Annotated in this window: 20 protein-coding genes and 1 riboswitch; of the genes, 9 read left to right on the forward strand and 11 right to left on the reverse strand. The window is 51.5% G+C overall.

Going from position 1 to position 23,300, the window contains the following annotated elements; all coding sequences use genetic code 11:
• The first annotated feature begins 17 nt into the window (after window positions 1-17).
• Together AB4875_RS16865 and AB4875_RS16870 are read left to right on the forward strand one after the other, a co-directional pair.
• Window positions 18-1,250, forward strand: a complete 1,233-nt coding sequence (locus AB4875_RS16865; RefSeq protein ID WP_368377282.1) for a DUF445 domain-containing protein — start codon at window positions 18-20, stop codon at window positions 1,248-1,250.
• A gap of 65 nt (window positions 1,251-1,315) precedes the next feature.
• Entirely contained in the window at window positions 1,316-3,688 is a 2,373-nt protein-coding gene (locus tag AB4875_RS16870) for a neutral/alkaline non-lysosomal ceramidase N-terminal domain-containing protein (protein ID WP_368377283.1), read from the forward strand.
• Between the two features lie 33 nt (window positions 3,689-3,721).
• Here AB4875_RS16870 and AB4875_RS16875 read toward each other — a convergent pair whose 3' ends face one another.
• From AB4875_RS16875 to AB4875_RS16910, 8 genes are all read right to left on the reverse strand, one after another.
• Window positions 3,722-5,161: a cobyric acid synthase gene (locus AB4875_RS16875; RefSeq protein WP_368377365.1), complete on the reverse strand. Its 1,440-nt coding sequence runs from the start codon at window positions 5,159-5,161 to the stop codon at window positions 3,722-3,724.
• 25 nt (window positions 5,162-5,186) lie between these two features.
• A complete protein-coding gene (bluB, locus tag AB4875_RS16880; RefSeq protein ID WP_368377284.1) occupies window positions 5,187-5,849 on the reverse strand; it encodes a 5,6-dimethylbenzimidazole synthase in 663 nt (220 codons plus the stop codon).
• A complete protein-coding gene (locus AB4875_RS16885; RefSeq protein WP_368377285.1) occupies window positions 5,846-6,625 on the reverse strand; it encodes an ABC transporter ATP-binding protein in 780 nt (259 codons plus the stop codon). The genes bluB and AB4875_RS16885 overlap by 4 nt, the downstream gene beginning before the upstream one ends.
• Window positions 6,626-6,627: 2 nt before the next feature.
• Window positions 6,628-7,632 (reverse strand): FecCD family ABC transporter permease, encoded by a 1,005-nt coding sequence (locus AB4875_RS16890; protein WP_368377286.1) that lies wholly within the window; start codon window positions 7,630-7,632, stop codon window positions 6,628-6,630.
• Complete coding sequence (locus AB4875_RS16895; RefSeq protein ID WP_368377287.1) at window positions 7,619-8,512, reverse strand: cobalamin-binding protein; 894 nt, start codon at window positions 8,510-8,512, stop codon at window positions 7,619-7,621. Before AB4875_RS16895 ends, AB4875_RS16890 begins: the two co-directional genes overlap by 14 nt.
• Window positions 8,512-9,117, reverse strand: coding sequence for a cob(I)yrinic acid a,c-diamide adenosyltransferase (gene cobO, locus AB4875_RS16900; protein ID WP_368377288.1), 606 nt, complete (start codon window positions 9,115-9,117; stop codon window positions 8,512-8,514). Before cobO ends, AB4875_RS16895 begins: the two co-directional genes overlap by 1 nt.
• A gap of 74 nt (window positions 9,118-9,191) precedes the next feature.
• Window positions 9,192-11,066, reverse strand: coding sequence for a TonB-dependent receptor domain-containing protein (locus AB4875_RS16905; protein WP_368377289.1), 1,875 nt, complete (start codon window positions 11,064-11,066; stop codon window positions 9,192-9,194).
• Between the two features lie 92 nt (window positions 11,067-11,158).
• A riboswitch (cobalamin riboswitch) is annotated at window positions 11,159-11,339 on the reverse strand.
• Between the two features lie 55 nt (window positions 11,340-11,394).
• Complete coding sequence (locus AB4875_RS16910) at window positions 11,395-12,360, reverse strand: ketopantoate reductase family protein (protein WP_368377290.1); 966 nt, start codon at window positions 12,358-12,360, stop codon at window positions 11,395-11,397.
• 100 nt (window positions 12,361-12,460) lie between these two features.
• On the opposite strand from AB4875_RS16910, the gene AB4875_RS16915 reads away from it, so the two are divergent.
• The 3 genes from AB4875_RS16915 to rrtA all read left to right on the forward strand — a co-directional run bounded on the left by AB4875_RS16915 (window position 12,461) and on the right by rrtA (window position 15,244).
• Window positions 12,461-12,943: a YajQ family cyclic di-GMP-binding protein gene (locus AB4875_RS16915; protein WP_368377291.1), complete on the forward strand. Its 483-nt coding sequence runs from the start codon at window positions 12,461-12,463 to the stop codon at window positions 12,941-12,943.
• Between the two features lie 64 nt (window positions 12,944-13,007).
• On the forward strand, window positions 13,008-14,516 hold the full coding sequence (locus AB4875_RS16920; protein ID WP_368377292.1) for an AmpG family muropeptide MFS transporter: 1,509 nt from the start codon (window positions 13,008-13,010) through the stop codon (window positions 14,514-14,516).
• Window positions 14,517-14,629: 113 nt separating this feature from the next.
• Entirely contained in the window at window positions 14,630-15,244 is a 615-nt protein-coding gene (rrtA, locus tag AB4875_RS16925; protein ID WP_368377293.1) for a rhombosortase, read from the forward strand.
• On the opposite strand, the gene AB4875_RS16930 is transcribed toward rrtA, so the two are convergent.
• Genes AB4875_RS16930 through AB4875_RS16940 form a run of 3 tightly spaced genes read right to left on the reverse strand, consistent with a single transcriptional unit; the run spans window position 15,212 to window position 17,252 of the window.
• Window positions 15,212-15,520, reverse strand: a complete 309-nt coding sequence (locus AB4875_RS16930) for an MGMT family protein (protein ID WP_368377294.1) — start codon at window positions 15,518-15,520, stop codon at window positions 15,212-15,214. The genes rrtA and AB4875_RS16930 overlap by 33 nt on opposite strands.
• A 17-nt stretch (window positions 15,521-15,537) precedes the next feature.
• Window positions 15,538-16,188, reverse strand: a complete 651-nt coding sequence (locus AB4875_RS16935) for a carbonic anhydrase (RefSeq protein ID WP_368377295.1) — start codon at window positions 16,186-16,188, stop codon at window positions 15,538-15,540.
• A 29-nt stretch (window positions 16,189-16,217) separates the two neighbouring features.
• A complete protein-coding gene (locus AB4875_RS16940; protein WP_368377296.1) occupies window positions 16,218-17,252 on the reverse strand; it encodes a phospholipase A in 1,035 nt (344 codons plus the stop codon).
• A 179-nt stretch (window positions 17,253-17,431) separates the two neighbouring features.
• Here AB4875_RS16940 and AB4875_RS16945 point away from each other — a divergent pair, with 179 nt between their 5' ends.
• The 4 genes from AB4875_RS16945 (at window position 17,432) to AB4875_RS16960 (ending at window position 23,181) form a co-directional block, all read left to right on the forward strand.
• Window positions 17,432-17,941 (forward strand): FxsA family protein, encoded by a 510-nt coding sequence (locus tag AB4875_RS16945; RefSeq protein WP_368377297.1) that lies wholly within the window; start codon window positions 17,432-17,434, stop codon window positions 17,939-17,941.
• Between the two features lie 235 nt (window positions 17,942-18,176).
• Entirely contained in the window at window positions 18,177-18,467 is a 291-nt protein-coding gene (locus AB4875_RS16950) for a co-chaperone GroES (RefSeq protein WP_368377298.1), read from the forward strand.
• A 58-nt stretch (window positions 18,468-18,525) separates the two neighbouring features.
• Window positions 18,526-20,181 carry a chaperonin GroEL gene (groL, locus tag AB4875_RS16955; RefSeq protein ID WP_368377299.1) on the forward strand — a complete coding sequence of 552 codons (1,656 nt, stop codon included), beginning with the start codon at window positions 18,526-18,528 and terminating at the stop codon, window positions 20,179-20,181.
• 237 nt (window positions 20,182-20,418) lie between these two features.
• Entirely contained in the window at window positions 20,419-23,181 is a 2,763-nt protein-coding gene (locus AB4875_RS16960) for a thrombospondin type 3 repeat-containing protein (RefSeq protein WP_368377300.1), read from the forward strand.
• The last annotated feature ends 119 nt before the right edge of the window (window positions 23,182-23,300 follow it).

The following is a 23,300-nucleotide window of genomic DNA, read 5'->3' on the forward strand; positions in this document are numbered from 1 at the left end:
ATGTATCGGGAGATACTATGGACTTAAATAGCATTCTCGCGGATGTTCAAGAAAATTGGTGGCTGTATTGTCTGCTGCCAGTCGTCGCCGCTCTGATTGGCTACGGCACTAAGCTTGCCGCCATCCATATGATGTTCTACCCCCTAAAGTTTGTGGGCATAAAACCTTTCGGTTGGCAGGGGGTTGTGCCTGCCCGTGCTCATATTATGGCTGGCATAGCCTGCGACACCCTGACAAAAGATCTGATTAGGCCAGAAGAGCTTTTTGACCGCCTAGATCCGGCGCGGGTTGCCAAGGAAATTGAGCAGCCCTTATTGAAGATGGTGGATGATATCACCCGAGAGGTCGCCGCCGCCTACCAGCCCGGACTCTGGGAATCGATGCCGGAAAGTGTCAAAAAGATGCTGATCAAGCGGGTGCAAAAGGACGCGCCCACTATGGTCGAAGACATCATGAGTGATGTGCGCAATAATCTGGATAAGGTTTTCGACCTGCGCGATATGATCGTTAAAAACCTCACCCGCGACATCGTCCTACTCAATCGCATGTTTCAGGAAACCGCAGCCGAGGAATTTAGATTCATCCGCAATTCCGGCATCTATTTCGGCTTTGCTATTGGCTGTGTTCAGGCGGTAGTGTGGGCGCTAACCCACAACCCCTGGGTGATGCCGATCTTCGGTGGTATTACCGGCTGGCTTACGGACTGGCTGGCACTTAAACTTATTTTTGAGCCACGGGAAGAGAAGAAGGTCTTTGGGCTTTTTAAATGGCAGGGCATGTTTATGAAGCGCCGCGATGAGGTTGCTGTAGATTACGGCACTATCATCGCGAATGAGATCATTACGCCCGCGAATATTACCGACGCGATATTAACTGGCCCGATGTCAGACCGTCTTTTTGAGATGGTACAGCGACATGTGCAGCGCGCCGTTGATGAGCAGGCGGGTATTGCCAAGCCCTTAATGGTCTACCGTATTGGCAGTCGTAACTATCAGGAAATGAAAAAGATTGTCGCTGAGCGGGTGATGGAAAGAGCGCCAGAGGCACTTCACGAGATTGAAGAGTATGCGGCGGATGCCATGGATCTCAAGACCACTATTATCGACAAAGTCCGCGCCTTGTCAGACGACGATTTTGAAGGTCTGCTGCGACCTATCTTTAAACAAGATGAATGGAAACTGATTGCGGTAGGGGCGGTTCTGGGTTTTCTAGTCGGCGAGTTGCAAGTGCAGATCATGCTGAGCCACTAACGCTGTACCCTATTCATAATAATAAAACGCGTCATTCAGATTAATATTCACCAAGAGAGTAGCTCATGCGATTTGGTCTTTTGTCCCTTGCCCTTGTTTTGCTGTGTTTGATCAGTGCCTGTAAGGACGGTGGAGGTTCCAAGGTCAGTGACAATAATCCTATTGCCGCCGAAACCAGCTGCCTAGCACAAAGCCCATGGCTGGCTTACGGCGAGGGCTTGCACGCCAGCGCGCTTAGCAGCGTTCCAGCCTCTGCCTCCGACGGCACAGTTAATTCTATTACTCAGTGCAATGGCAATACCGCATTCCAGTTTGGGGCAGCTAAGGCTGATATTACCGGTCCGGCGGGCGGCAAAATTCATATGGGCAATGAAAGCCCAGAAAACTATTCCACTGGCATTCATATTCGTCAATACGCGCGCAGTTTTGTGGTGGCTTCGCCCTGCAATGGCAAGCGCGTGGTGATGGCTATTACTGATACTGGCATGCTATTCGAGTCAGTGCGCAAAGCCGTATTGGATCGCATTGCTGCCGACCCAGATCTCAGCCCACTGTATAACGAAAGCAATGTGATGATGAGTGCCACGCACACCCATTCTACTCCCGGTGGCCAGGCACATTTCACCGCTTACAATGCCCTTCGCCTTGGCCATGATCCGCAGACGTTCAATATCACCGTTGAGGGCTTGTTCAATTCCATCAAGCAGGCGCATGACAATCTACGCGCGGAGCCACAAAGTGGCAGCATAGCCATGAACCTAGGCGAGCTCACCGGTGCCAATAAATCCCGAGCCATACCTGCTTATATGCAGAACACTGAAGCTGAACGTGCTTTGTATAAAGACGCCCTTGGCAACGACGTCACGACTCCGCGTTTGATGACGCTGCTGAAATTTCAACATGGTGATGGCAGGGCAGTCGGCAGCATGAATTGGTTCGCAGTGCATCCTACTTCGGACGCACTGTCGGAATACGGTCTTGCTGCGGTACCGATCAGCGGCGACAACAAAGGCTATGCTGCCTACTTATTTGAGCGTTTTATGCAGCCGCATAATCCCGGCTTTGTTTCTAGCTTCATGCAGTCTGATGAGGGCGATGCCTTCACTCAGATGTGGTTTGATGATGACGAAAAGCGTGCCGAGCAAGAGATCTTTCTGCCACCCAATGAACCCAGCCCAGTGACTGTCGCCAATGGCCAGAAGCAGCTACTCAAGGCATTGAACTTATATGCAGAAGCCGAGAAACCGCTCAATGGGCCTATCGATTACCGCTTCGCCTATGTACAGATGGATCAGGTAGAAATTACCGACTCTGTAGTGCTTAACTCCTTGCAGCACCCGGCTGAGCAGGATGCGCAGCCCAAGCGCACCTGTAATCCTGCCATGGGCGTTTCGTTCCCGGCGGCAGGCCATGGCGCGCAGCCGGGCGAGCCCGGCATGATCACTGAAGCCGGTGTCACCTGCAAAGACCCAGACCTTGCCCAGCTACTCGCTGACGAATTTCGGCAAGGCGCGGGCGGAAATATACCTACCAATCTGTTTGCCGCCACCGTGGGCTGCAACGCAGGCAGCCTGCCGGGTCTAAATTTGCAGTGTCATGCCGAAAAACCGGTTCTGCTTATCTTCGGGCCACCTCTTAATGCATCGGCTACCGTGGTCCCCTTTCAGTTATTTCGTCTCGGTAACTTAGCGATAGTTGGCTTACCTTGGGAAATCACCACCATGGCGGGCCGCCGCATCCGCGATACCTTGATTGATGTATTGAAAGAAGATGGCGTTGACCATGTTGTTATCACCGGTCTCGCGAATGACTACGTGAGTTATCTCACTACACGCGAGGAGTACGCACTGCAGATGTACGAAGCCGCGTCTAATCAGTTTGGTCCATGGTCACTTGCGGCGGTGCAGCAGGAAACACGTCGGCTGGCACTCGATATGGTTAACGCGAGTGTCACCCAGGGTGGCCCCGTGCCTCCTGTCACTTCGCCACAACTGTTTCAGCTGCTACCACCGCAGGGCACTGACTTGGCGCCGCTTGGTTCAGCATTTGGCGCGGTAACCGTGCAGCCAGAGGCAAGTTATGATGCAGGGCAGACAGTGCGCGCAGTATTTCAGGCCTCCAGTCCCAATAGTGATCTGAAAACCGGCGGCAGTTTTCTATTTGTTGAACGCCAACTTGCCGATGATACATGGGAAGTTGCCGCGCAGGACGCTGACCCCCAAACCAGTTTTGTCTGGCATTCGGATACGCCCCAGCCGCAGCTCAATGTGACGCTCACCTCCACGGCAGAAATTCTGTGGCGCATTCCCCGCAACACCCAAGCCGGTATTTATCGGATTAGATTTTCCGGTGTGAGTAATCAGCTCGGCATACTTAGTGATTACGAAGGGGTTTCTGAAGAGTTTGCGGTCAGCGGACCGACGTCAAACTGCCCGTGAGCTAGAGGTGTATATTGCCAAGCCCTTTATATTTTAGGGCTTTAGTAATTCAGCGATATTCAGGTGTTGTTCAAAGCAGTCAGCTAGGCGATCAATATTACTTTCGATAATAGCTGCATAATCCAGTGCTTCAACGTGAGCGATACCTGCCCACGCAAGGAGTTCATTGCGGGTCTCGCTCTCATCAAACAGACCGTGTAAATAACTGCCAATGATCTGACCATCGTCACTAAGGCATCCATCGCTGTGGCTACCCAAATTTGCGAAGGGCTTATCTAGGGCGGGGCCGCTGCTAATGCCAGCGTGGATTTCATAACCGCTTATCTTAGCCTTGCTGGTGTTTAACTGTCCGTTTACCTGACGCAACGTTTTGTCGCTGCCGATGGTCGTTTCCATCTCTAGAAAACCCAAGCCTTGACTGGAACCGGCGTCGCCTTCAATGCCTTGGGGGTCGTGTATGGCCTTGCCCAGCATTTGAAAGCCACCACAAATGCCCAACACTTTGCCACCGTAGCGCAGGTGCTTGTTGATGTCGGCATCCCAGTTATTGCTGCGCAAATAGTCTAGGTCGCGGCGTGTGCTTTTGCTGCCGGGAATAATAATCAGGTCGCAGGGGGGAATGCTTTCACCCTTGCCAATAAAACAGAGGTCAACTTGGGGGTGGAGTCGCAGTACGTCAAAGTCGGTATGGTTGCTGATGCGGGTAAGCACGGGTACCACCACTTTAATTACTTTCTCTTCGAGTTGCTGGCGGCTATCAATGGCGTCTTCCGCTTCGAGGTGCAGATCGTGAATATAGGGCACCACGCCAAGCACTTTTTTAGCGGTGCGCTCTTCCAGCCAGTCGAGACCAGATTGCAGCAGACTAATATCGCCACGAAAGCGATTGATTATAAAACCCTTTACCCGTGCTTGTTCAGTTGCCGAGAGTAAATCTAAGGTGCCGACTAGGTGGGCGAAAACGCCGCCGCGATCAATGTCGGCGACAATGACGACGGGGCAATCCACCGCTTCAGCAAAGCCCATATTGGCAATGTCGTTGGCGCGTAAATTAATTTCTGCCGGGCTGCCCGCACCTTCCACTACCACGACCTCGTATTGTTCGCAGAGTCGTTTATGCGATTCTAATACTGCGCTCATGGCGCGTTTTTTATAGGCGTGGTAATCCTGGGCTTCCATATTGCTCAGGGCTTTGCCGTGAATAATAACCTGCGCTCCGGTGTCGCTATTGGGCTTGAGAAGTACCGGGTTCATATCGGTATGTGGTGCTAGCCCGCAGGCTTGCGCTTGAACGGCTTGGGCGCGACCAATCTCACCACCCTCTATAGTTACCGCGCTATTGAGCGCCATATTTTGCGGTTTGAACGGTGCCACTCGCAAACCACGGCGCTTAAACACGCGGCATAAGCCAGCCACCGTGACGCTCTTGCCCGCGTCTGAGGTGGTGCCTTGAATCATCAATGTTAGGGTCATGGTTTTGGTCGTCGAGGTTAAAAGTTTATTGATCTTGCCAACCGTCATGCATGATCAGTTCGTCCAAATTTCTTCGCGTGTCCCAGGCTTCTGTCTCTAGCATGGGACGGGGATAGAAGGCCTTCACGGGGCCCAAACATAGCACCGCAATAACCCTGCTGCCGCTAGGCATATTCAGTAAGTTTTGCAAAGCTAGGGGGTCGAACAGGGATACCCAACCCATGCCCAGTCCCTCTGCTCTTGCCGCTAGCCACAAGTTTTGAATAGCGCAGGACGCGGAGGCGAGATCCATTTCCGGTAAGGTGCGCCGACCAAAGATGTGTTTGTCGCGATCATCCATTAAGCAGACAACCAATAGTTCCGCGCAGTCGCGGATGCCCTCTACTTTTAAACGCATGAATTCGTCTTCACGCTTGTTGATGGCTTGGGCGGTTTTGATGCGCTCGTCTTGAACTAGATGATAAATATTTTCGCGCAGTTCAGGTTTGCAAATTCGAATAAATCGCCAAGGTTGCATAAAGCCAACACTGGGGGCGAGATGGGCGGCGCCTAATAGTTTTTTTAAAATTGCTTCGTCAACGACTCCACCGGTGAAGTGGCGCATATCGCGCCGCTCTGCCATCACCCGGTAAACAGTATCCCGCTCTGCTTGCTGGTAGCTAAGCGGATTATCATCTGAGGTGCTCACGGCGCGCCGGCCCGGTTGCTTAGCGGCACAAAATAAGTTTGACCATCGCTGGTGATTTTACTGAGTGCTTGGTCGTAAAGACGCTCTAGTGCCGTGACCGAAAGCATGGTGTCGGCATCGCCCCAGCAAGCCTCGCCATTGGGATAGATCAGCAGGATTTTGTCACACCAGTGCGCGGCTAAATTCAAATCGTGTAGACACAGAATAACGCCGCAGCCGGCATCCGCTTGCTCTGCTAGCAAGCTCATAATTTGCACTTGATGCTTTAAATCTAGGTGGTTGCTGGGTTCGTCGGCCAGCCAAAGTTTTGGGCTTTGACACAGGGCGGTAGCAATGGCTAGCCGTTGACGTTCGCCGCCAGAAAGAGTGCTGACCAGGCGATTTTCTAAATCTGCTAATTCTAATTTTTGCAGTGCATCGCGGGCGATAGCGAGGTCGTCTGCGGTCTCAATATCCCAGGGTGAAATAAACGGGTGGCGACCGATCATGGCGGTTTCTAAGACTGTGGCGGGAAAGCCATCGCCGCTATTTTGGAATACCACTGCCAGCTGTTGGGCGACGTGTTTGCGGCGCATATGCTGAATATTTTTTGCGTTCAATATTACTTCGCCATCGCGGGGTTTCCGCAGTCCGGCAAGGGTATGCAATAAGGTGGTTTTGCCTGCGCCATTAGGACCGAGTACGCCCCATATTTCACCTGCCTTAATTTCGAAGGACAGGGGGGTGCCGCTGGGGCGTTCGGGTATGTCGATAAGCAGATCTTTCGCTATCAGCATTTTCAGCGGCTCCGGTGTAATAAATACAGGAAACTGGGCACACCAATAAGCGCGGTTATCACGCCGGCGGGAAGTTGCTCGGGTGCGATTAAAGTGCGCGCCAAGGTGTCCGCCAAGGTGAGCAGAGCGCCGCCGGCCAATGCTGCGGCCGGAAGAATAAGACGCTGATCATTGCCCAATACCAGTCGTAACATATGGGGCACAATTAAACCGACAAAACCGATGCTGCCAGCAGTGGTCACTGCAAACGCGGTGAGTAAACTGGCGGCAATATAAATAGTCCATTCCAATGGCCTAACCGCGACACCTAATGCCGAGGCCTGCATCTGACCGCGCGCTAAGACATTTAAGCTGCGGCCCAGTGGCAACATCACCACTGAAATAATAGCCAGTACACACAGGGCAGGCCAAGGCGAGCGCGCATAGGCGAGATCGCCCATCAGCCAATACAACATACCGGGCAATTGGTCGCTGGGGCTCACTGCCAACATAAAGGTAATGGCGGCTCCCCAGCCAGAGGCGATAACGACGCCGGTGAGTAATAAGCGCGTGGGCGTCCAGCTACCGGTGCCGTGGGCAAGTCCAAATACGGTGACCGCTGATACCATCGCGCCGATAAATGCCGAGCCAGAAACAGCGGCGGCGCTTAAGCCGCTGAGCATAGCCATTAGGGCGCCAACGGCGGCGCCACCAGATAAACCGAGGACGTAGGGGTCTGCCAGTGGATTGCGAAGCAATACTTGCATTAGGGCGCCCGCAACAGCGAGCAGTCCGCCAGCGGCAAAGGCTGATAATGCCCGGGGAAGACGTAATTCAAATACCACGGTGCGGTGCAGCGGCTCGCCGCCGCCACTTAAAACCTGCCAAAGTTCTTGATGTGATATTTGTACACTGCCGGTGGTGATAGCCAGCGCTATCGCACCTAGGGTGAAGACAAATAAGAGTAGCAGCGGCATAAAGAAAACCGGCAAGCTGCTGTTTTTAGCGGGGACGTCAACGGCGGCCACGGGCGGTTTCCAAATGTTCACAGAGCAGGGTGGTGCCTTGCAGTAGGCGCGGGCTTGGACGTTGAATAGTCGATGGTGGAATAAAAAATAAATTATTGCGACGCACGGCAGTAAGACCCCTAAAGCGCTGCCAGTCTGTTAGCCAATCGCGATTTTCCTCTCCCATGCCGCCGGCAATGATGGTTTCTGGGTCGCTAGCTAGTACCGCTTCGCTGTCGATGCGCGGGGTTAAACTTGGCAGTTCGCCAAAGACATTAATTCCGCCGCAAATGCGGATTGCTTCGCTGATGATGTGTTCATTATTAACGGTCATCAGCGGCTTTGGCCAAATTTGCTGAAACACGCCAACGGCAGGCGCATCGCTGTAGCGCGCCTTCAGCGTAGTCACGCCGCGGCGGAATTCCGTCGCGGCGGCCTTGGCGGTGTCGGCGGTACCCGCGAGTGCACCGAAGCGTTCAAGGCTGGTGGCAATGTCTTCAAATGTGCGCAGTTCGCTTAAGTAAATAGGCATGCCGAGTGTTTGCAGTTGTGATAACTGTTCGCTGGGGTTGCCGCTAAGCCAGCCGATGAGCAGGTCGGGCTTTAAGGCGAGAATGGCTTCTTGATCAAAGCGGTTGTAACTGCCAACCCGCGGCAGTGCTTTAGCGGATTCCGGGTAGTCGCTAAAGCTGACAGCGGCGACTAACTTGTCGCCTGCACCGGCGGCGTAAATCAGCTCGGTTGCACCTGGCGATAATGCGATGATACGTTGCGCCGCTTTCGGTATGCAGAGTTGCGCGCCACTATCATCGCTCACACAAATGTCCGCCTGAGCGTTTGCGCAAACCAAGATTGCCGCTAATAGCAGGCCGATGATGGTATTGGTTTGCTGACGGCGCATTACCATTCCACGCCCTTGCGCGCTTTAATACCGTTGTGAAAAGCATGCTTTTTGTTGTCGATCATCGATACGGTGTCAGCCAGTTCTTTGAGTGGCACTGGCGCTCCGCGTCCGGTGATGATTACACTTTGTTCGCGGGGCCGATTGCGCAGCGCCTCATAGACTTCTTCGGCGTCGATATAGCCGTACTTTAATATATAGGTGAGTTCGTCTAGCAGTACGAGATGAATGCTGTCGTCTTGCAATAAAATCTGGCATTGCTGCCACGCTTGCTGAGCGGCTGCGCGGTCTTGCTCCCTGCTTTGGGTTTCCCAGGTAAAGCCTGAACCCATTACAATGAAGGGGACTTCGGGGCAGCGCTGTTGAATGAAGTTGCGCTCGCCACAATCCCACGTGCCTTTTATAAACTGTACTATTGCGACTTTATAGCCGTGGCCCAAGGCGCGAATGATGGTGCCAAAGCCGGAACTGGATTTACCTTTGCCGGGGCCGCTTAATACAATTAACACGCCGCGTTCTTCAGTGGCCTTGGCGACTTTTTCGTCGATCATGGCTTTTTTGATTTGCATTCGCTGCTGGTGCTTTTCTTCTTCATTAAGCGTCATGATGGCTCCTGCTTTGAATAGTGTCGGCACCGCGCACAGCACGGCGCCGAACTCATAGGGGGCAAATAATACCCTTATTTTGGTGTGTAGGTGATACTGAACATTGCCTCACGGCCAATGGATACATAATCGCCAAAGCTAAAACTGCGCGCGCTGACATATTCTTTGTCGAAAATGTTTTTCAGTGCCAGTTGCAGCTTTACTTGCTCGTTCACACGGTAAAGCACGGTGCTATCGACTAGGCCATAACCACTTAATTCGTCAGTGTTGGCGGTGTCTTCATAGCGGCTGCTAACCAGGCGCAGGCTGCCACTGACTCCCCAGTGCTGCCATTCACGAGCCACATCGAGATTGGCTTGCTTGTCAGCGCGGCGCCGCAACTCTAAACCGGTGTTGGCGTCGGTGGCGTCTAATAGTGTGACGTTGGCGTCAATGCTCCAGTGTTGGATAGTGCTTGAGACACTGAATTCCCAGCCTTTTATTTCTGCGCCTTCAATTTGATCAGGGCCAAAGGTGGCGGGGTTATATTGGATGAGCTTATCGACGTCATTTTCAAAACGGCTAATAGCCCAGCTACCCCAGCGCTGATTTCCGCGCAGTTCAAGCTCTATGTTTTCAGAGGTTTCCGGATTTAAGGTCGGCACGCCGTAAAAGGGATAGTAGAGATCGTTAAACGTCGGCGCGTTATAGCCTTCTCCGTAAGAGCCGATAATTTTAATTTCAGCGCTGATGTCAAAACCCATGGACAGATTTTTAGTTTCGTTTTTGCCGAACTGGTCGTTATCGTCTTTGCGAAAACCAATAAGCGTATCGACTACGCCGTAGTCGCCCTGCCACTGAATGTAGCCGGCCTTGTTGCCACGGCTTACTTCGCCGTAGCTGAGATTGCTTTCGACGTGATCGAGGGTGCGCTCGGCGCCCACGGTAATCACATGGTGTGCACCTAGCATTAAATCGTTTTGAAGATTGTAGATGCGCCGTTTGGTATCGAAGGTATCGCCACTTATCCCTGACGCAGCGGGGTCGATATAGCGGTAGTCGATGGTTGATTTATCCGCTGATTCACCGGCAGATAGAGTGAGTAGCCAGTTGCTGAGTGGTCGAAATTGGCCGCGAATATTAGCGACACTGACTTCCCCTTCGGTATATGGCGAACATTCAAATGCGGTGAAGGCACTATCGTAGCAGCTACCGTCGTAGTCGCTTTCGGTTTGGCTAGTTTGATAAAACGCGAATATTTTAGCGCGGTCACTTATTTTGTGACTGACACTGACATTGATGGCCGTTTGCTCAAAACCATCCTTGTCGCCGCTGACACCGGCTTTGCTTGAAGTGTTATCAACGCCATCGGTTTCTTCGCTTAGTACACTAATATTGGCTTGGGTTTGCTCATTGCCACCGCTTACGGCGGCCACTATTTTGCGAGTGCCTTGGGTGCCAGCACCTACTTGCAACATGGGTTGCAGGCCTTCGCTATCATGGTATTTGCGGGTAATTATATTGATAACGCCGCCGATAGCTTCCGAACCATAAAGACTGGAGCGTGAGCCGCGTACTATTTCCACCCGCTCAATCAACTCCGGTGGCAGATTGGTCAGTGATGGGCTGCCGAGAGTGGCAGAGCCGATACGCACGCCGTCAATCATCACCAAGGTGTGATTGCTTTGATTGCCGCGAAGAAACAGACTGGTAGCGGCGCTGCGACCGCCGTTGCGGACAAAGCTAACCCCCACCGCGCGGGACAGTAGCTCCTGTAAATCGGCTGGCTGAATACGTTCGATATCAGCGCGTTCAAACACGGTCACCGGCGCAAGAATATCTGCCACCGATTGCTCGGTACGGGTTGCCGTGACCACGGTGGTTTCTATGTGGGATTCGTCAGCCGCAAAAAGCGGTGACGTTGCGAATGTAAAAATACTGCCAACAGCAGCAAGGGTCATTTTGTTCATGGTGTGCCTCAGAGCTATGAAAGAAAGCAATGAGGGAGGGATAGGGGTTATATACAAGTATACGACCACTGATGGAGCCCTCCGCTTCATCGGGTGAATCACAGTAGAGGCCGGTTCCGGGCTTGCGCGCTCTGTTGTCCAGAGATCGCTTACCGTTGCGGGGGCAGCGTCGGCATTGCGGCGACTCGTGAGAGTGTTCGCGCACCTGACTTCCCGTTTAACTCTTTGCACCTTACTTAAGGAGCGCAGAGCACCTGCTACTTGGCGCGCACTCTAAGGCGGCGCTGGGGTATTGTCAAATTGAAAGCGGGGCTCAACTTATATTTATTCAGACTTGGCCAGCGCTTGAGAGGCGCTTAATTTCTGCGAGAAGCTGCTTGTTAAGCGGCACCTTGATATTGTGTTGGTCGGCTAGTTTGCAGAGGTAGCCGTTAATGGCGTCGATTTCGGTGTCGCGGCCGGCGCTTATATCTTGCAACATGGAGGAGCGATTAGCGGCGGTAGTGGTGGCAACATTAGCCACGTGTTCGTGAAGATCGTCTAGCCAATGTGAGCGACCGAGGGCGGCGCTGACCCGCAATATCTCATCGATGATTTCGTGCATTTGGGCGAGAATTTCGGGCCTTGTTAGCAGCTCACCGTTGCGGCAGCGATGAATCGCAGTGAGGGGGTTAACAACACAATTTACCGCCAGTTTACGCCATAAAACGGCGTCGATATTGTCGCAGATATCCACTTTCAGCGGTGGGAACGATAGCGACTCAGCGAGCTGCGCGCGTGCCGCTTGTTCGTGCTTGTCGCTATTGGCGGACGCGCCGATAAAGGTATGACCATGTCCCGCGTGAACGTATTCAAAATCGGATTGCCGATAGCAGCCTTCGGTGGTGGAGCCTTGCAATACGTTGGCGTGGGGGAATTCCCGCTGAATTTGCTCCGCAATACCAAGACCGTTTTGAAGCAGTAGCAATATCGCGTGCTCGTCAATGTGCTGCTTTATAGCGTTTAAGGCGCTCAGCGTGTGCTGGGTCTTGGTGGTGATCAGCAATTTGTGAATGGGGGCTGTCACACTTTGCGGGCAATCCGCCGCTAGCAGGCTGATCAGGGTTTGCCCGGCACTGATTAAGTGAGTGCCACCGTGTTGATGGTAGTTGTTTGCAGTGACTTGATTGCGCAGAACAAGGCGGATGTTTGCGCCTGCTTGGTAGCCGTATGTTGCCCACAGGCTGCCGATAGCGCCAGCGCCAAGAATATATAGAGGGCTTGCTAATGCGGGCTGTAAAGTGGCTTTTAACATGGGTTGCCTTGGCGACGCCTTAGTTTTTTCCTAGATACATTTTGTCACTTAGCAGGGAATGCTAAACTGCGCCCCGCAACATAACAAAGGAAATTAGGCTATGCCAGCGTTTGATATTGTCTCAGAAGTCGATCTACACGTTTTTAGCAATGCGGTTGATCAGGCCGGCCGGGTTATTGAAACTCGTTTTGATTTTAAGGGTGTAGACGCGCGGTTTGAGCGCGACGCGCTGACCGTAACCATGTTCGCCGAGGCGGAGTTTCAGTTACAGCAAATGGAAGACCTGCTGCGCGCGGCCTTAATAAAGGTAAAGATCGATCCTCTAGCTATGGAATTAGCGGATGTTAAGGGTGCCGGTAAGCAAGTGAAACAATTGGTTACTATGCAAAGCGGCCTGACCTCGGATGTCGCTCGCAAGATTATTAAGTTGATTAAAGAAAATAAAATCAAGGTGCAAAGCCAGATTCAGGATGAGCAAGTGCGGGTGACGGGCAAAAAACGCGATGATCTGCAGCAGGTCATGGCCTTGCTGCGAGCCGAAGAGCTTGATCAGCCTCTGCAGTTTACAAATTTTAGAGATTGATAATCTTTAGGGAAAGCTCAATGCGCCTTCTGATGAGCTTCGTAGCAATGGCAAGGTTGCAAATATGAGTAGTGATGTAGAGCGCGACGATTTGATCTGGTGGCGGCAGAAATCTGTCTGGATCATGATTTTTCTTGGTTTTTCTGCGGGCGTGCCCTTGCTGCTAATTTTCTCTAGTTTGTCGCTTTGGCTAAGGGAGGCGGGTGTCAGCAAAGCTGATGTTACCTATTTTAGCTGGGCGGCTTTGGGTTTTTCCTTCAAATTTGTCTGGGCGCCTCTGGTCGATAAATTGCCACTGCCTTTTCTTAGCGCGGCGATGGGCCGGCGGCGCAGCTGGCTGCTACTGGCGCAGTTGGGCGTGATTGCGGCTATTTGCATGATGGCCCTAACAGACCCTCAGCAACAATTACAGATGATGGCTGTCGCCGCAGTATTGCTGGGCTTTTCTGCCGCTACGCAAGATGTGGTTATCGACGCCTTTAGGATTGAGTCAGCCGACGCTCGAATGCAGGCCCTGCTTTCGGCTACATATATTGCGGGATATCGGATTGGTATGATTGCCGCAGGTGCAGGAGCGCTGTATTTGGCGCAGTATTTTGGTAGTACCACCGATGTTTATCACTACGACGCCTGGCGCAATACCTATTTGTGTATGGCCGCAGTGATGGGGGTGGGCTTGCTTACTACCTTGGTGATTGCTGAGCCCGAGCGCGGTCTTAGTCCATATACCTACCCCACTGGGGACTATTTGCGGTTTTTCTTTGGTTTTACCTTTTCGATATCCGCTTTTGTGGCGGTGTTGTTCTTGGTGCCGTCATCGCCGCATTGGTTTGACGGCGCAATGCAGTATCTACTGAGTTTTGCATATGGCGCTTTGCGTCTGATTTTGGCGGCTGGTATGGGGCTGTTGATGTTTCGAATATTGACGGGGCTTGGCTTTGTCAACGCCACTCTGGTATCTGAGAGTTACACCCAGCCGATTAATGACTTTATTAAGCGCTATGGCAGTCTGGCGATATGGATATTACTGTTGATCGGGTTTTATCGAGTGTCCGATATTATCCTCGGGGTTATCGCCAATGTTTTTTATCAGGACATGGGTTACAGCAAAGACCAAATTGCCAGTGTCACCAAAATTTTTGGTGTGCTGATGACGATTGTCGGCAGTTTTCTTGGCGGTTTTCTAACCCTCAAATTTGGCGTAATGCGGGTGCTGATGCTGGGGGCAATATTGGTCTCCCTAACCAATTTGATGTTTATGTGGTTGGCGGGCCTAGGGGTAGATATTATTGCCTTAACGCTAGTGATTGCCGCCGATAATTTGAGTGGTGGTGTCGCCGTTGCCGCCTTTGTCGCTTGGCTATCTAGCCTAACGAATGTGTCGTTTACCGCTACCCAGTACGCTATTTTTAGTTCGATTATGACTCTGTTTCCAAAGTTGTTGGGCGGATACTCTGGGACGGTAGTCGAATCTGTGGGCTACCCTCCTTTTTTCTTGTTGGCCAGTGCCATGGGATTGCCCGTCATTGCCTTGGTATGGTATCTGACCAAACGGCTTGGAAAGCTAGGCTAGCGGCGTGTGCTATTCTTATCTCAAGTTGCATATCGCAGGGCAGCAATACTGATTGAGAAACGAAATCTTGAATCGATAGAGGGTGGCGCTGTGATCAGAGCAGGCGATAGTAAATGGTAAAATCTAAAACCTTGGTTGGGCGCCTTTGTTATCGTCACTGGCCAACGGCACTCGTGCTTTTGTGCTTGTTAGTCCTGTATTACTTTCACACTCTTTACGACATATCCTATCTGCGCGATCAGGTGGCGGACGGTCAGTGGTGGAGGGTCTTCAGCGGCCAATTTGTCCATAATAATAGCTCCCACCTGTTCTCTAATATGGCAGCGCTGCTGCTGTGCAGAGTTTTACTGTCGATAGTGTATAGCGAGCGTGATTTTACTCTCAGTTTATTGAGCTGTGCGTTTTTGACTGGAGTGTTAATTCATTTTTTGTTGCCGTCATACGACTACTATTTAGGGGTGTCGGCGGCACTTTATGGGGTTTTGATCGCGGGTGCTTTGGCTATGTGGCGCGGACGCCCATATGCGGGCGCGTCCTTATTCGTGCTCGTTATCGCTAAATTATCGTTAGATTATCTTGTACCTGATTCCGTCGCCCCTGTGTCGGATCGTATTGGCGTTCCGGTGGCTGTCGAGGCGCATTTTGTGGGGGTGTTTGCCGGTGTACTAGTTGGGGTGGGTGAAGCTGCGCTGGGTTTAATCAGGCCAGCGGCACTGCCGCCAAAATAAGTGCCCTGATTCGTCTGCGCTGGACTCTGCAATTAAATGACCTAACTGGCGCTGATAGCTTTCGCTATTCGGTGGCAGGCTGATTTTTCCTTGGCTGTTTACAATTCTGAACCAAGGCAGGCTGCTATCTTTAGGAAGTTGACCGAGTAGCCGGCCAACGTAGCGAGCGTGACCTGGTAGACCTGCGAGTTCAGCAACCTTGCCGTAGCTGCACAATCGCCCCGCTGGGACGCCGTGAATAACCGCGTAAATTTGTTGAATGCTTTCCTGGTTCATATTATCCGTTGAGCGACTTACTCGGCTTCTAGGTTGCGGGTACGCTCCCAGTAATCCTCATAAAAGAAATCAACTTTGCCAGTTTCTAGGGAATATTCCGCTCCAACAACCATTAGCTTGCCCTCACTAATTAGCTTTTCGAGGGTGGGGGAGCCGCTGCTTAGATGCTCTACCGAGGTTCTTACATTGGCCCGCACACACTGCTCAATTAGTGCTTTATGGTCGTGACGTAATTCCGTAGAAAGCAGCGTTTCGACAGCTGGGCGAATACGTTTAACGATGGAGTGCAGATTCTGTGATGGGATTTTGCTATTGCCGGTGAGGACGTCGACGGTGGCAGAAATAGCGCCGCAATTTGAATGACCTAAAACCACCACTAAGGGGGTGTTAAAACTTAAGGCGGCAAATTCAACGCTACCGATTCCCGATGGCGCGACAACATTGCCGGCAACGCGGATAACGAACAAATCACCAAGGCCTTGATTAAAAACCAGTTCGGCGGGAACTCTAGCGTCAGAGCAGCCGAGCACGATGGCAAAGGGCGCTTGAATTTCGATAAGTTCTGGACGTTTATTGTTGGTGATAGTCGCGTAGTCGCTGTTTACATTTTTGACAAAGCGGGCATTACCCTCTTTTAGTCTCGCGAGCGCTTCTTGAGCTGTGATCATGTATATATTACCGTTAATTGGACCATTGCTTATAGCCAGTCGCTAATGAGTACACCAATGCCAAAACTTTCGATGGCGTTGTTGTATTCAATTAGACTCTCTCCGTAGCCATTAAAATACTTTACGTAGGCCTTTACTCGCGAATTAATTGGAAAGCTCCAGCCTAGTTCAATAGCGCCTTTGTTCTCGCTGCGTAAATTATTGCGTAGCATGACGCTTAGTGTTCGCTTGTGCCACTGGTAAATACCCATCCACTCAAAATGGCCTAGGTATTTCTCGATGTCCGGGTTGTCATCGTCTGCCGCTGACTCCGGTAGTCGATACCAAGGTTTGAACGACATCGCAAAGCGATCGCGCTCAAATACCATATTTAACATAATGCGATTCCAGCTGCGCGATAAAGGCTTGCCGCGGCCGTTGGATTGATGGTTGAAAACAAACTGATTTGCTACATTGCGCAAACCCATCAATTCCCAGTCATTGGTAAATGTGAGCATGAGCTCGGGTTCGTGGTTGGTTTCCCGGAACGGCGCGGACGCAGCGCTATTGTAGGCCTGCCAAAAAGAGCGATTGGTGTAACCAACGCTTAGATAGCCATTATTCTTGTAAATCTCTTCCCACACGGTGAGCTTAATGCTGAGCTGAAACTCCAATTCTATGCTGTCCGGCTCGGCACTATTATTGGCGAGGAAGTCTGTGTAATCGCCAAGGTCGTCGCGGTATGACACCGGGAGTATGTAATTGGTTCGATGCGGTGTTAGCACAAATGGATTGTTGGTGGTGAAGCGTTCCAAGGCGAAGCGCTCTTCGATCACACCGCTGCGACGGTCAGTATTTTGTACTTTCTCTCGGCCTGCTTCGTAGCTTATTTCTGGGCTTGCCGAAGCTGCCGTCGATGCCTCACAAAAACTGCGCAACTCGGCAACTGTGGTGGAATCGGCGAACGATTGTGCTGCCAGCTGCAGGCATTCAGCGACCTTATCGTTGGTTTGTGCATGACTTTGATTTACACAGAACAGGCTGGCATAAAACCATAGCAGAGCCAAGTGTGTGCCTAATCGCATTATGATTATTGTCTCTCTGTTGCTAGTTTGTGGCAGGCGCAATTGTAAACCAAACTAGGGTATTGTGATGGAGTTTTTATACCCAGTTACCTAAGGGGCACCTGCGCTGGTCACAGCCGCTTGAATTTGCCGCTGAGCCCCCCAATATCTCAATAACTGCTGAGCTAAGTGAGTCCCTGATGCGATTTTTGTTCTTAATATTTGTTGGTCTACCGATTATTGAAATGTGGCTGCTGCTTAAAATTGGCGCGGTTATCGGCCCGCTACCCACGATCGCTATGGTGGTGACCACCGCGGTAATCGGTGCGGCCCTTCTTAAACAACAGGGCCTCGACACTTTAACGCGCGCTCAGCAGCGTATGAATTCAGGTCAGGTGCCAGCTACCGAGATTTTAGAGGGCCTGATGTTAGCCGTGGGTGGCGCGCTGCTACTTACTCCCGGCTTTGTCACCGATGCCATCGGTTTCGCGTGCTTGATTGCCCCCTTGCGCAGAATGCTCGTTGCAGCGCTGATTAAGCGGGGTGTGATGCAGGTGCAGGTGAATCAGTTTGGCGGCGGTTCCAGTCCTTTTGGCACTGCCAATCAAGAATTTGGCGCGGAACCCAATTCTCGCACCCAAGATATACCTCCCCAAGATCGCTCTATCGACCCAGTCATTATCGAAGGCGAGTACAAAAAAGAAGAATAATTTTTTGCGGCCGCTCTTGAAATGTTTTCTGTGAACCCCATTTACAGGACAGCCCACGGTGACTTGGTGATTGCACTTGGTTTTCCCAGTTGGAGCATAAGTATGCTCCAATCCGTATGAAAGGGGGTTCAGGTCAAAGCACTACAGACTGCAACAGTCTTATGGGTTTGGGCTGATGCCGGCGTAGCCGGTCAAAATAAATTCTAAATCATTGATTTAATGGAGATTGACAAAAATGAAAATTCGTCCGTTATACGATCGTGTTGTTATCCGTCGTAAGGAAGAAGAGAAAACTAGTGCCGGCGGTATCGTTTTACCTGGTTCAGCAAAAGAAAAGCCAAATCAAGGTGAAGTACTTGCGATTGGTGAAGGCAAGTTGCTAGAGAACGGTGAATTGCGTCCGGTTGGCGTAAAAGTGGGCGAGCTGGTTATTTTTGGTCAGTACGCTGGTAGCGCAGTAAAAATCGACGGCGAAGAGCTGATCGTGCTGAGTGAATCAGAAATCTTTGGTGTGGTAGAAGCTTAATTCCCACACAGAATTTCTTTTGAATCAACGAATTAGTTAATAAAAGGGTTATACGATCATGGCAGCAAAAGACGTAGTATTCGGTAATGAAGCACGCCAGCGCATGGTGGCTGGTGTTAATATTTTGGCAAATGCCGTTAAGGTCACTTTGGGTCCTAAAGGCCGTAACGTTGTTCTTGAAAAATCATACGGTGCACCAACCATCACTAAAGATGGTGTATCTGTAGCGAAAGAAATTGAGCTTGAAGACCGCCTTGAAAATATGGGCGCGCAAATGGTGAAGGAAGTTGCTTCACGCGCTTCTGACGATGCCGGTGATGGCACCACCACTGCAACTGTTTTGGCTCAGGCTATTGTGAACGAAGGTTTGAAATCTGTTGCTGCTGGCATGAATCCAATGGATATCAAGCGCGGCATCGACAAAGCAATTGCAGCCGCTGTTGCTGAAGTCAAAAAACTGGCTAGCCCATGCTCTGATACTAAAGCGATTGCCCAGGTCGGTACTATCTCTGCCAATAGCGACGCAAATATCGGTGACATCATTGCTGAAGCAATGGAGAAAGTCGGTAAAGAAGGCGTTATCACGGTTGAAGAAGGTCAAGGCCTAGAAAACGAGTTAGAAGTTGTTGAAGGTATGCAGTTCGACCGCGGTTACTTGTCACCTTACTTCGTTAACAACACTGAAAATATGAGTGTTGAGCACGACAGTCCATTCATTTTGTTGGCTGACAAAAAAGTCTCTAATATTCGTGAATTGCTGCCCTTGCTTGAGCAGGTCGCTAAATCTAGCCGTCCGCTGATTATTGTTGCAGAAGACGTTGAAGGCGAAGCACTGGCCACTCTGGTTGTTAATACCATGCGTGGCATCGTTAAAGTTGCTGCCTGTAAAGCGCCCGGCTTTGGTGATCGTCGTAAAGCGATGTTGCAAGACCTTGCAATTCTGACTGGCGGTACCGTTATTTCTGAAGAAGTGGGTCTAGATCTTGAGCAAGTGACTCTTGAGCACCTTGGTACCGCTAAGCGCGTGACCATGGATAAAGACAACACCGTGATTGTTGATGGCGCTGGCGAAGCCGCTGCTATTCAAGCGCGTGTTGGCGAGATCCGCACTCAGATCGAAAACACCAGCTCTGACTACGACCGTGAGAAGCTTCAAGAGCGCGTAGCTAAATTAGCTGGCGGTGTTGCGGTTATCAAGGTTGGCGCAGCTACTGAAATGGAAATGAAAGAGAAGAAAGCCCGCGTTGAAGATGCGCTGCACGCAACCCGTGCTGCTGTTGAAGAAGGTGTGGTTCCTGGCGGTGGTGTTGCTCTGGTTCGCGCGGTTTCTAATATCGGCCTTATTGAAGGCGATAACTTGGATCAAACTGCCGGTATCAATGCAGCCTTGCGTGCACTGGAAGCGCCAATGCGTCAAATCGTTGCCAACGCTGGTGATGAAGCATCGGTTGTTCTAGATAAGGTTCGCAACGGTACTGGTAACTTCGGTTACAACGCAGCGACTGGCGAATACGGCGATATGATGGAAATGGGTATTCTTGACCCTGCCAAAGTAACGCGTACTGCACTGCAGGCAGCGGGTTCGGTTGCTGGTCTAATCATCACAACTGAGTGCATGATTGCTGATGCGCCTAAGTCTGATGAAGGCGCTGGCGGCATGCCTGATATGGGCGGCGGTATGGGTGGTATGGGCGGCATGGGCGGCATGATGTAATTTAGCCCCTCCGTTCTACCAAAAACCCCGCTTCGGCGGGGTTTTTTTATGCCTCAATTTTGAGCCCCCTCAGCCTCCCACTAGCTATCTAACATGCTGCCTAAGTTTTGGCTTGTGTGCTCAGGTCTAATTTGTGTAGTATTGTCATATAAATGAAAAAATGTGTATTAGTTGGGTCTCGGTTGGGCGCAGCGAAACACGATTCAAGTCATAACAATAAGTCTTCAGGTGTCTCTTATGTCCCTTAGTCGTTATTTGTGCGTCCTACTAGCTGTTGCAGCCTTATCGGCTTGCGGTGGTAATTCTGTCTCAAGCACCGGATCTGTCGGTTCACCGACAGATGGTGGTAATGGTGGTGGGGGCGGAACTCCGACCCAGGACACCGATTCTGACGGCATAGCGAACGATGTCGATAATTGTCCTCAAGATAGCAATCCGGGGCAGGCAAATGCCGACCTCGATGACCTTGGAGACGCCTGCGATCCAGACGCTGACAATGATGGTGTACTAAACGGCGGCGATAACTGCCCGGTCGTCGCGAATTCCGATCAAGCGGATTTAGACGGCGATCTTATTGGTGACGCCTGTGATGACGAAGATAATAGCGGTGATGGCGGCGGCGATCAGCCCGTAGATACCGATATGGACGGTATTGCGGATGCGGATGACAATTGTCCCGTTGACTCTAATCCCGGTCAGGCCGACGCAGACACCGACGGCGTCGGTGATGCTTGTGATAACGATGCCGATAATGATGGGGTGGATAATGCCGGTGATAATTGCCCTGCGGATGCCAACTTAGATCAGCAGGATACAGATGGGGATGGCATCGGTGATGTCTGCGACCCTCAGGATGATCGCGACACCGACGGTGATGGTGTAACAGAAGCTGATGACAACTGCCCCGCGCTCGCCAATACCAATCAGCAAGATTTAGATGGCGATGCCATTGGCGACGCCTGCGATCCAGAAGATAACCGCGACAGCGATGGTGACAATGTTGGCAATGAGTCTGACTTATGTGCAGACACCGCCGCGGGCGAGAGTGTAGACGGCAACGGCTGCGCAGTGAATCAAACCAATGCCTCATGCGGCGACAGCTTTGCCAGCGTCACGGCAAATCGCCACTATCAAGTAAACCTAGTGTCGGCTAGCGGCGAAAATATCAGCTTTGAAGTGTTTGAGCCCGCTGAAATAAATTGTGGCCAGCGCGCTTTAGGTGCCCACCCTTTGGTTCTTCATAGCCATGGTTTCGGTGGTGCACGGGTCAGTGATACCGGCAGCGGATATACAGGTAATGCGCTTGATAGATTGGTCGCTGGCGGTTACCCGGTAATCAGTATAGATTTGCGCGGCTTTGGCGACAGCGGTGGCACCGTGAGGGTGATGGACCCTGAATTTGAAGGTCTGGATCTACTGCAGATTTTGGACTGGGCAGAAGCCAATCTCGATTACCTAGCGTGGCGTGACGAAAGCACCGGCGACTTAGCAGCGCGCCCAGAAGTGCCAGTGAGTGTTGCTGGTGGCGTCAACTTGCTGACCGGTTCAGTGGGTTCAAGCTATGGCGGTGGCTATCAAATGCTGATTCACGGCGTTGATGAAAAGCAGCGCCTAGATGCGATGGTTCCCGATATAACTTGGCACAATCTCCCCTATAGCCTTAATCAGGGTGACGTTGTTAAATCTGCGTGGTCGCTATTGTTGGTTGCTGGAGGAACGGCAGGTAGTGTTCAGCCAGGCTTGGAGAATCAGGAATCGCCGCTGGCGCGAGGTCTTGATCCCTTTGTGCTGGAAACCTTGGCGCGCGGCGTGGCGACTAACGAGTTTCCCCGTGATGCGCTGGATTGGTTTACCTATCACAGCCCGCGTTATTGGTGCGGGCTGAATGGTCAGGCGACCATGCCCTACAGCGTCGCCGCGAGCCCATTGAATAATAATATCAGTAGTGAGTTTAACGAGGTTCCCGGTAGCAATACATACACTGGCCAGCCCGGTGTAGATATTTTACTTACCCAAGGTATCCGCGACACCTTGTTTAATTTTAATGAGGCATGGTGGAATTTTCAGTGCTTAAGCGAGCGAGCGGCGGCAACAGGCCACGAAGTTCGTATGCTGACCCATGAAAGCGGGCATATTATTTCCGGCTTTGTTCCTGAAAGCCCAGACCCACTTTATTTTCAAGCGCCAGGCGGTAAGTTTGCCTGTGGCGATATAAATCAGCGCGATGCGACGATTGCCTGGCTAGATGAAAAGCTCCGCGGTTTGCCGGCCGCTGCTTATCTCAGTGGCGAAAACGCAATTTGTACATCACTCGCGGATGATGATGCGGTGATGATTCCAGTATCACAATTTAAGGCGCGGCGTTCTGTTAATGACACAACGGCGGTGACGTTTACTGAATTCAATGATGTGTCGGCAAGCAATATCTTTAATGGTGTTGCCGCTCAAGTCGCCCATTTACCGTCGGCACTGGGGCAGGGGCAGGACGTTAATATTGTCCCTCTGCTGAGTGTGAACGATACCAATGGCGTCATTGTTGCGGGCATTCCCCAGCTGGACATTACGGTGACAACACCCCAGCAGATTAACGACGCGGTATGTGCGCTGGGCAGTATTCCTACCTTGCGAACGGGCTGTGACAGTATCTTGTTTGCCGGTTTGGCGATCCGCAGCGCTGGTGGTGAGTGGCGCTTGCTAGACGATCAGATAGCACCGGTACGAGGTTTGGGTGAGCATACCGATATCGATATGGTGGGCATAGCCGAGCGGCTAGTGGACGGTGATGAATTGGGTTTGTGGCTCAGTGGCTATCATCCTCAGTACCTAGAGGCGTTCTCCCGTGACATAACTATACCGGCAGTGAATGTGACAGCCAGTGTTAGGCTGCCACTGTTTGCTGTTAAGGCAGATGGCCAACCCGACTTTGAAGGCAATGTTGCCGCTTCATTTGGCGCACCTGATTTGAGCGGTGGTGGTGCAGGGCTGCCTATTCCCCAGTAAAAGAGGGAGGGGGAATCAAAACCTGTAAATCGGCCTAATGATCAAAGGCCAAAGCAAACGTTGGGAAGGGTAGTTTAAACTTCCCACTACCCGTCCAGAATAAGCATCTCTGTCTATTC

The sequence above is a fragment of the Zhongshania sp. R06B22 genome, from assembly GCF_040892595.1.
GTDB classification, from domain to species: domain Bacteria; phylum Pseudomonadota; class Gammaproteobacteria; order Pseudomonadales; family Spongiibacteraceae; genus Spongiibacter; species Spongiibacter arctica.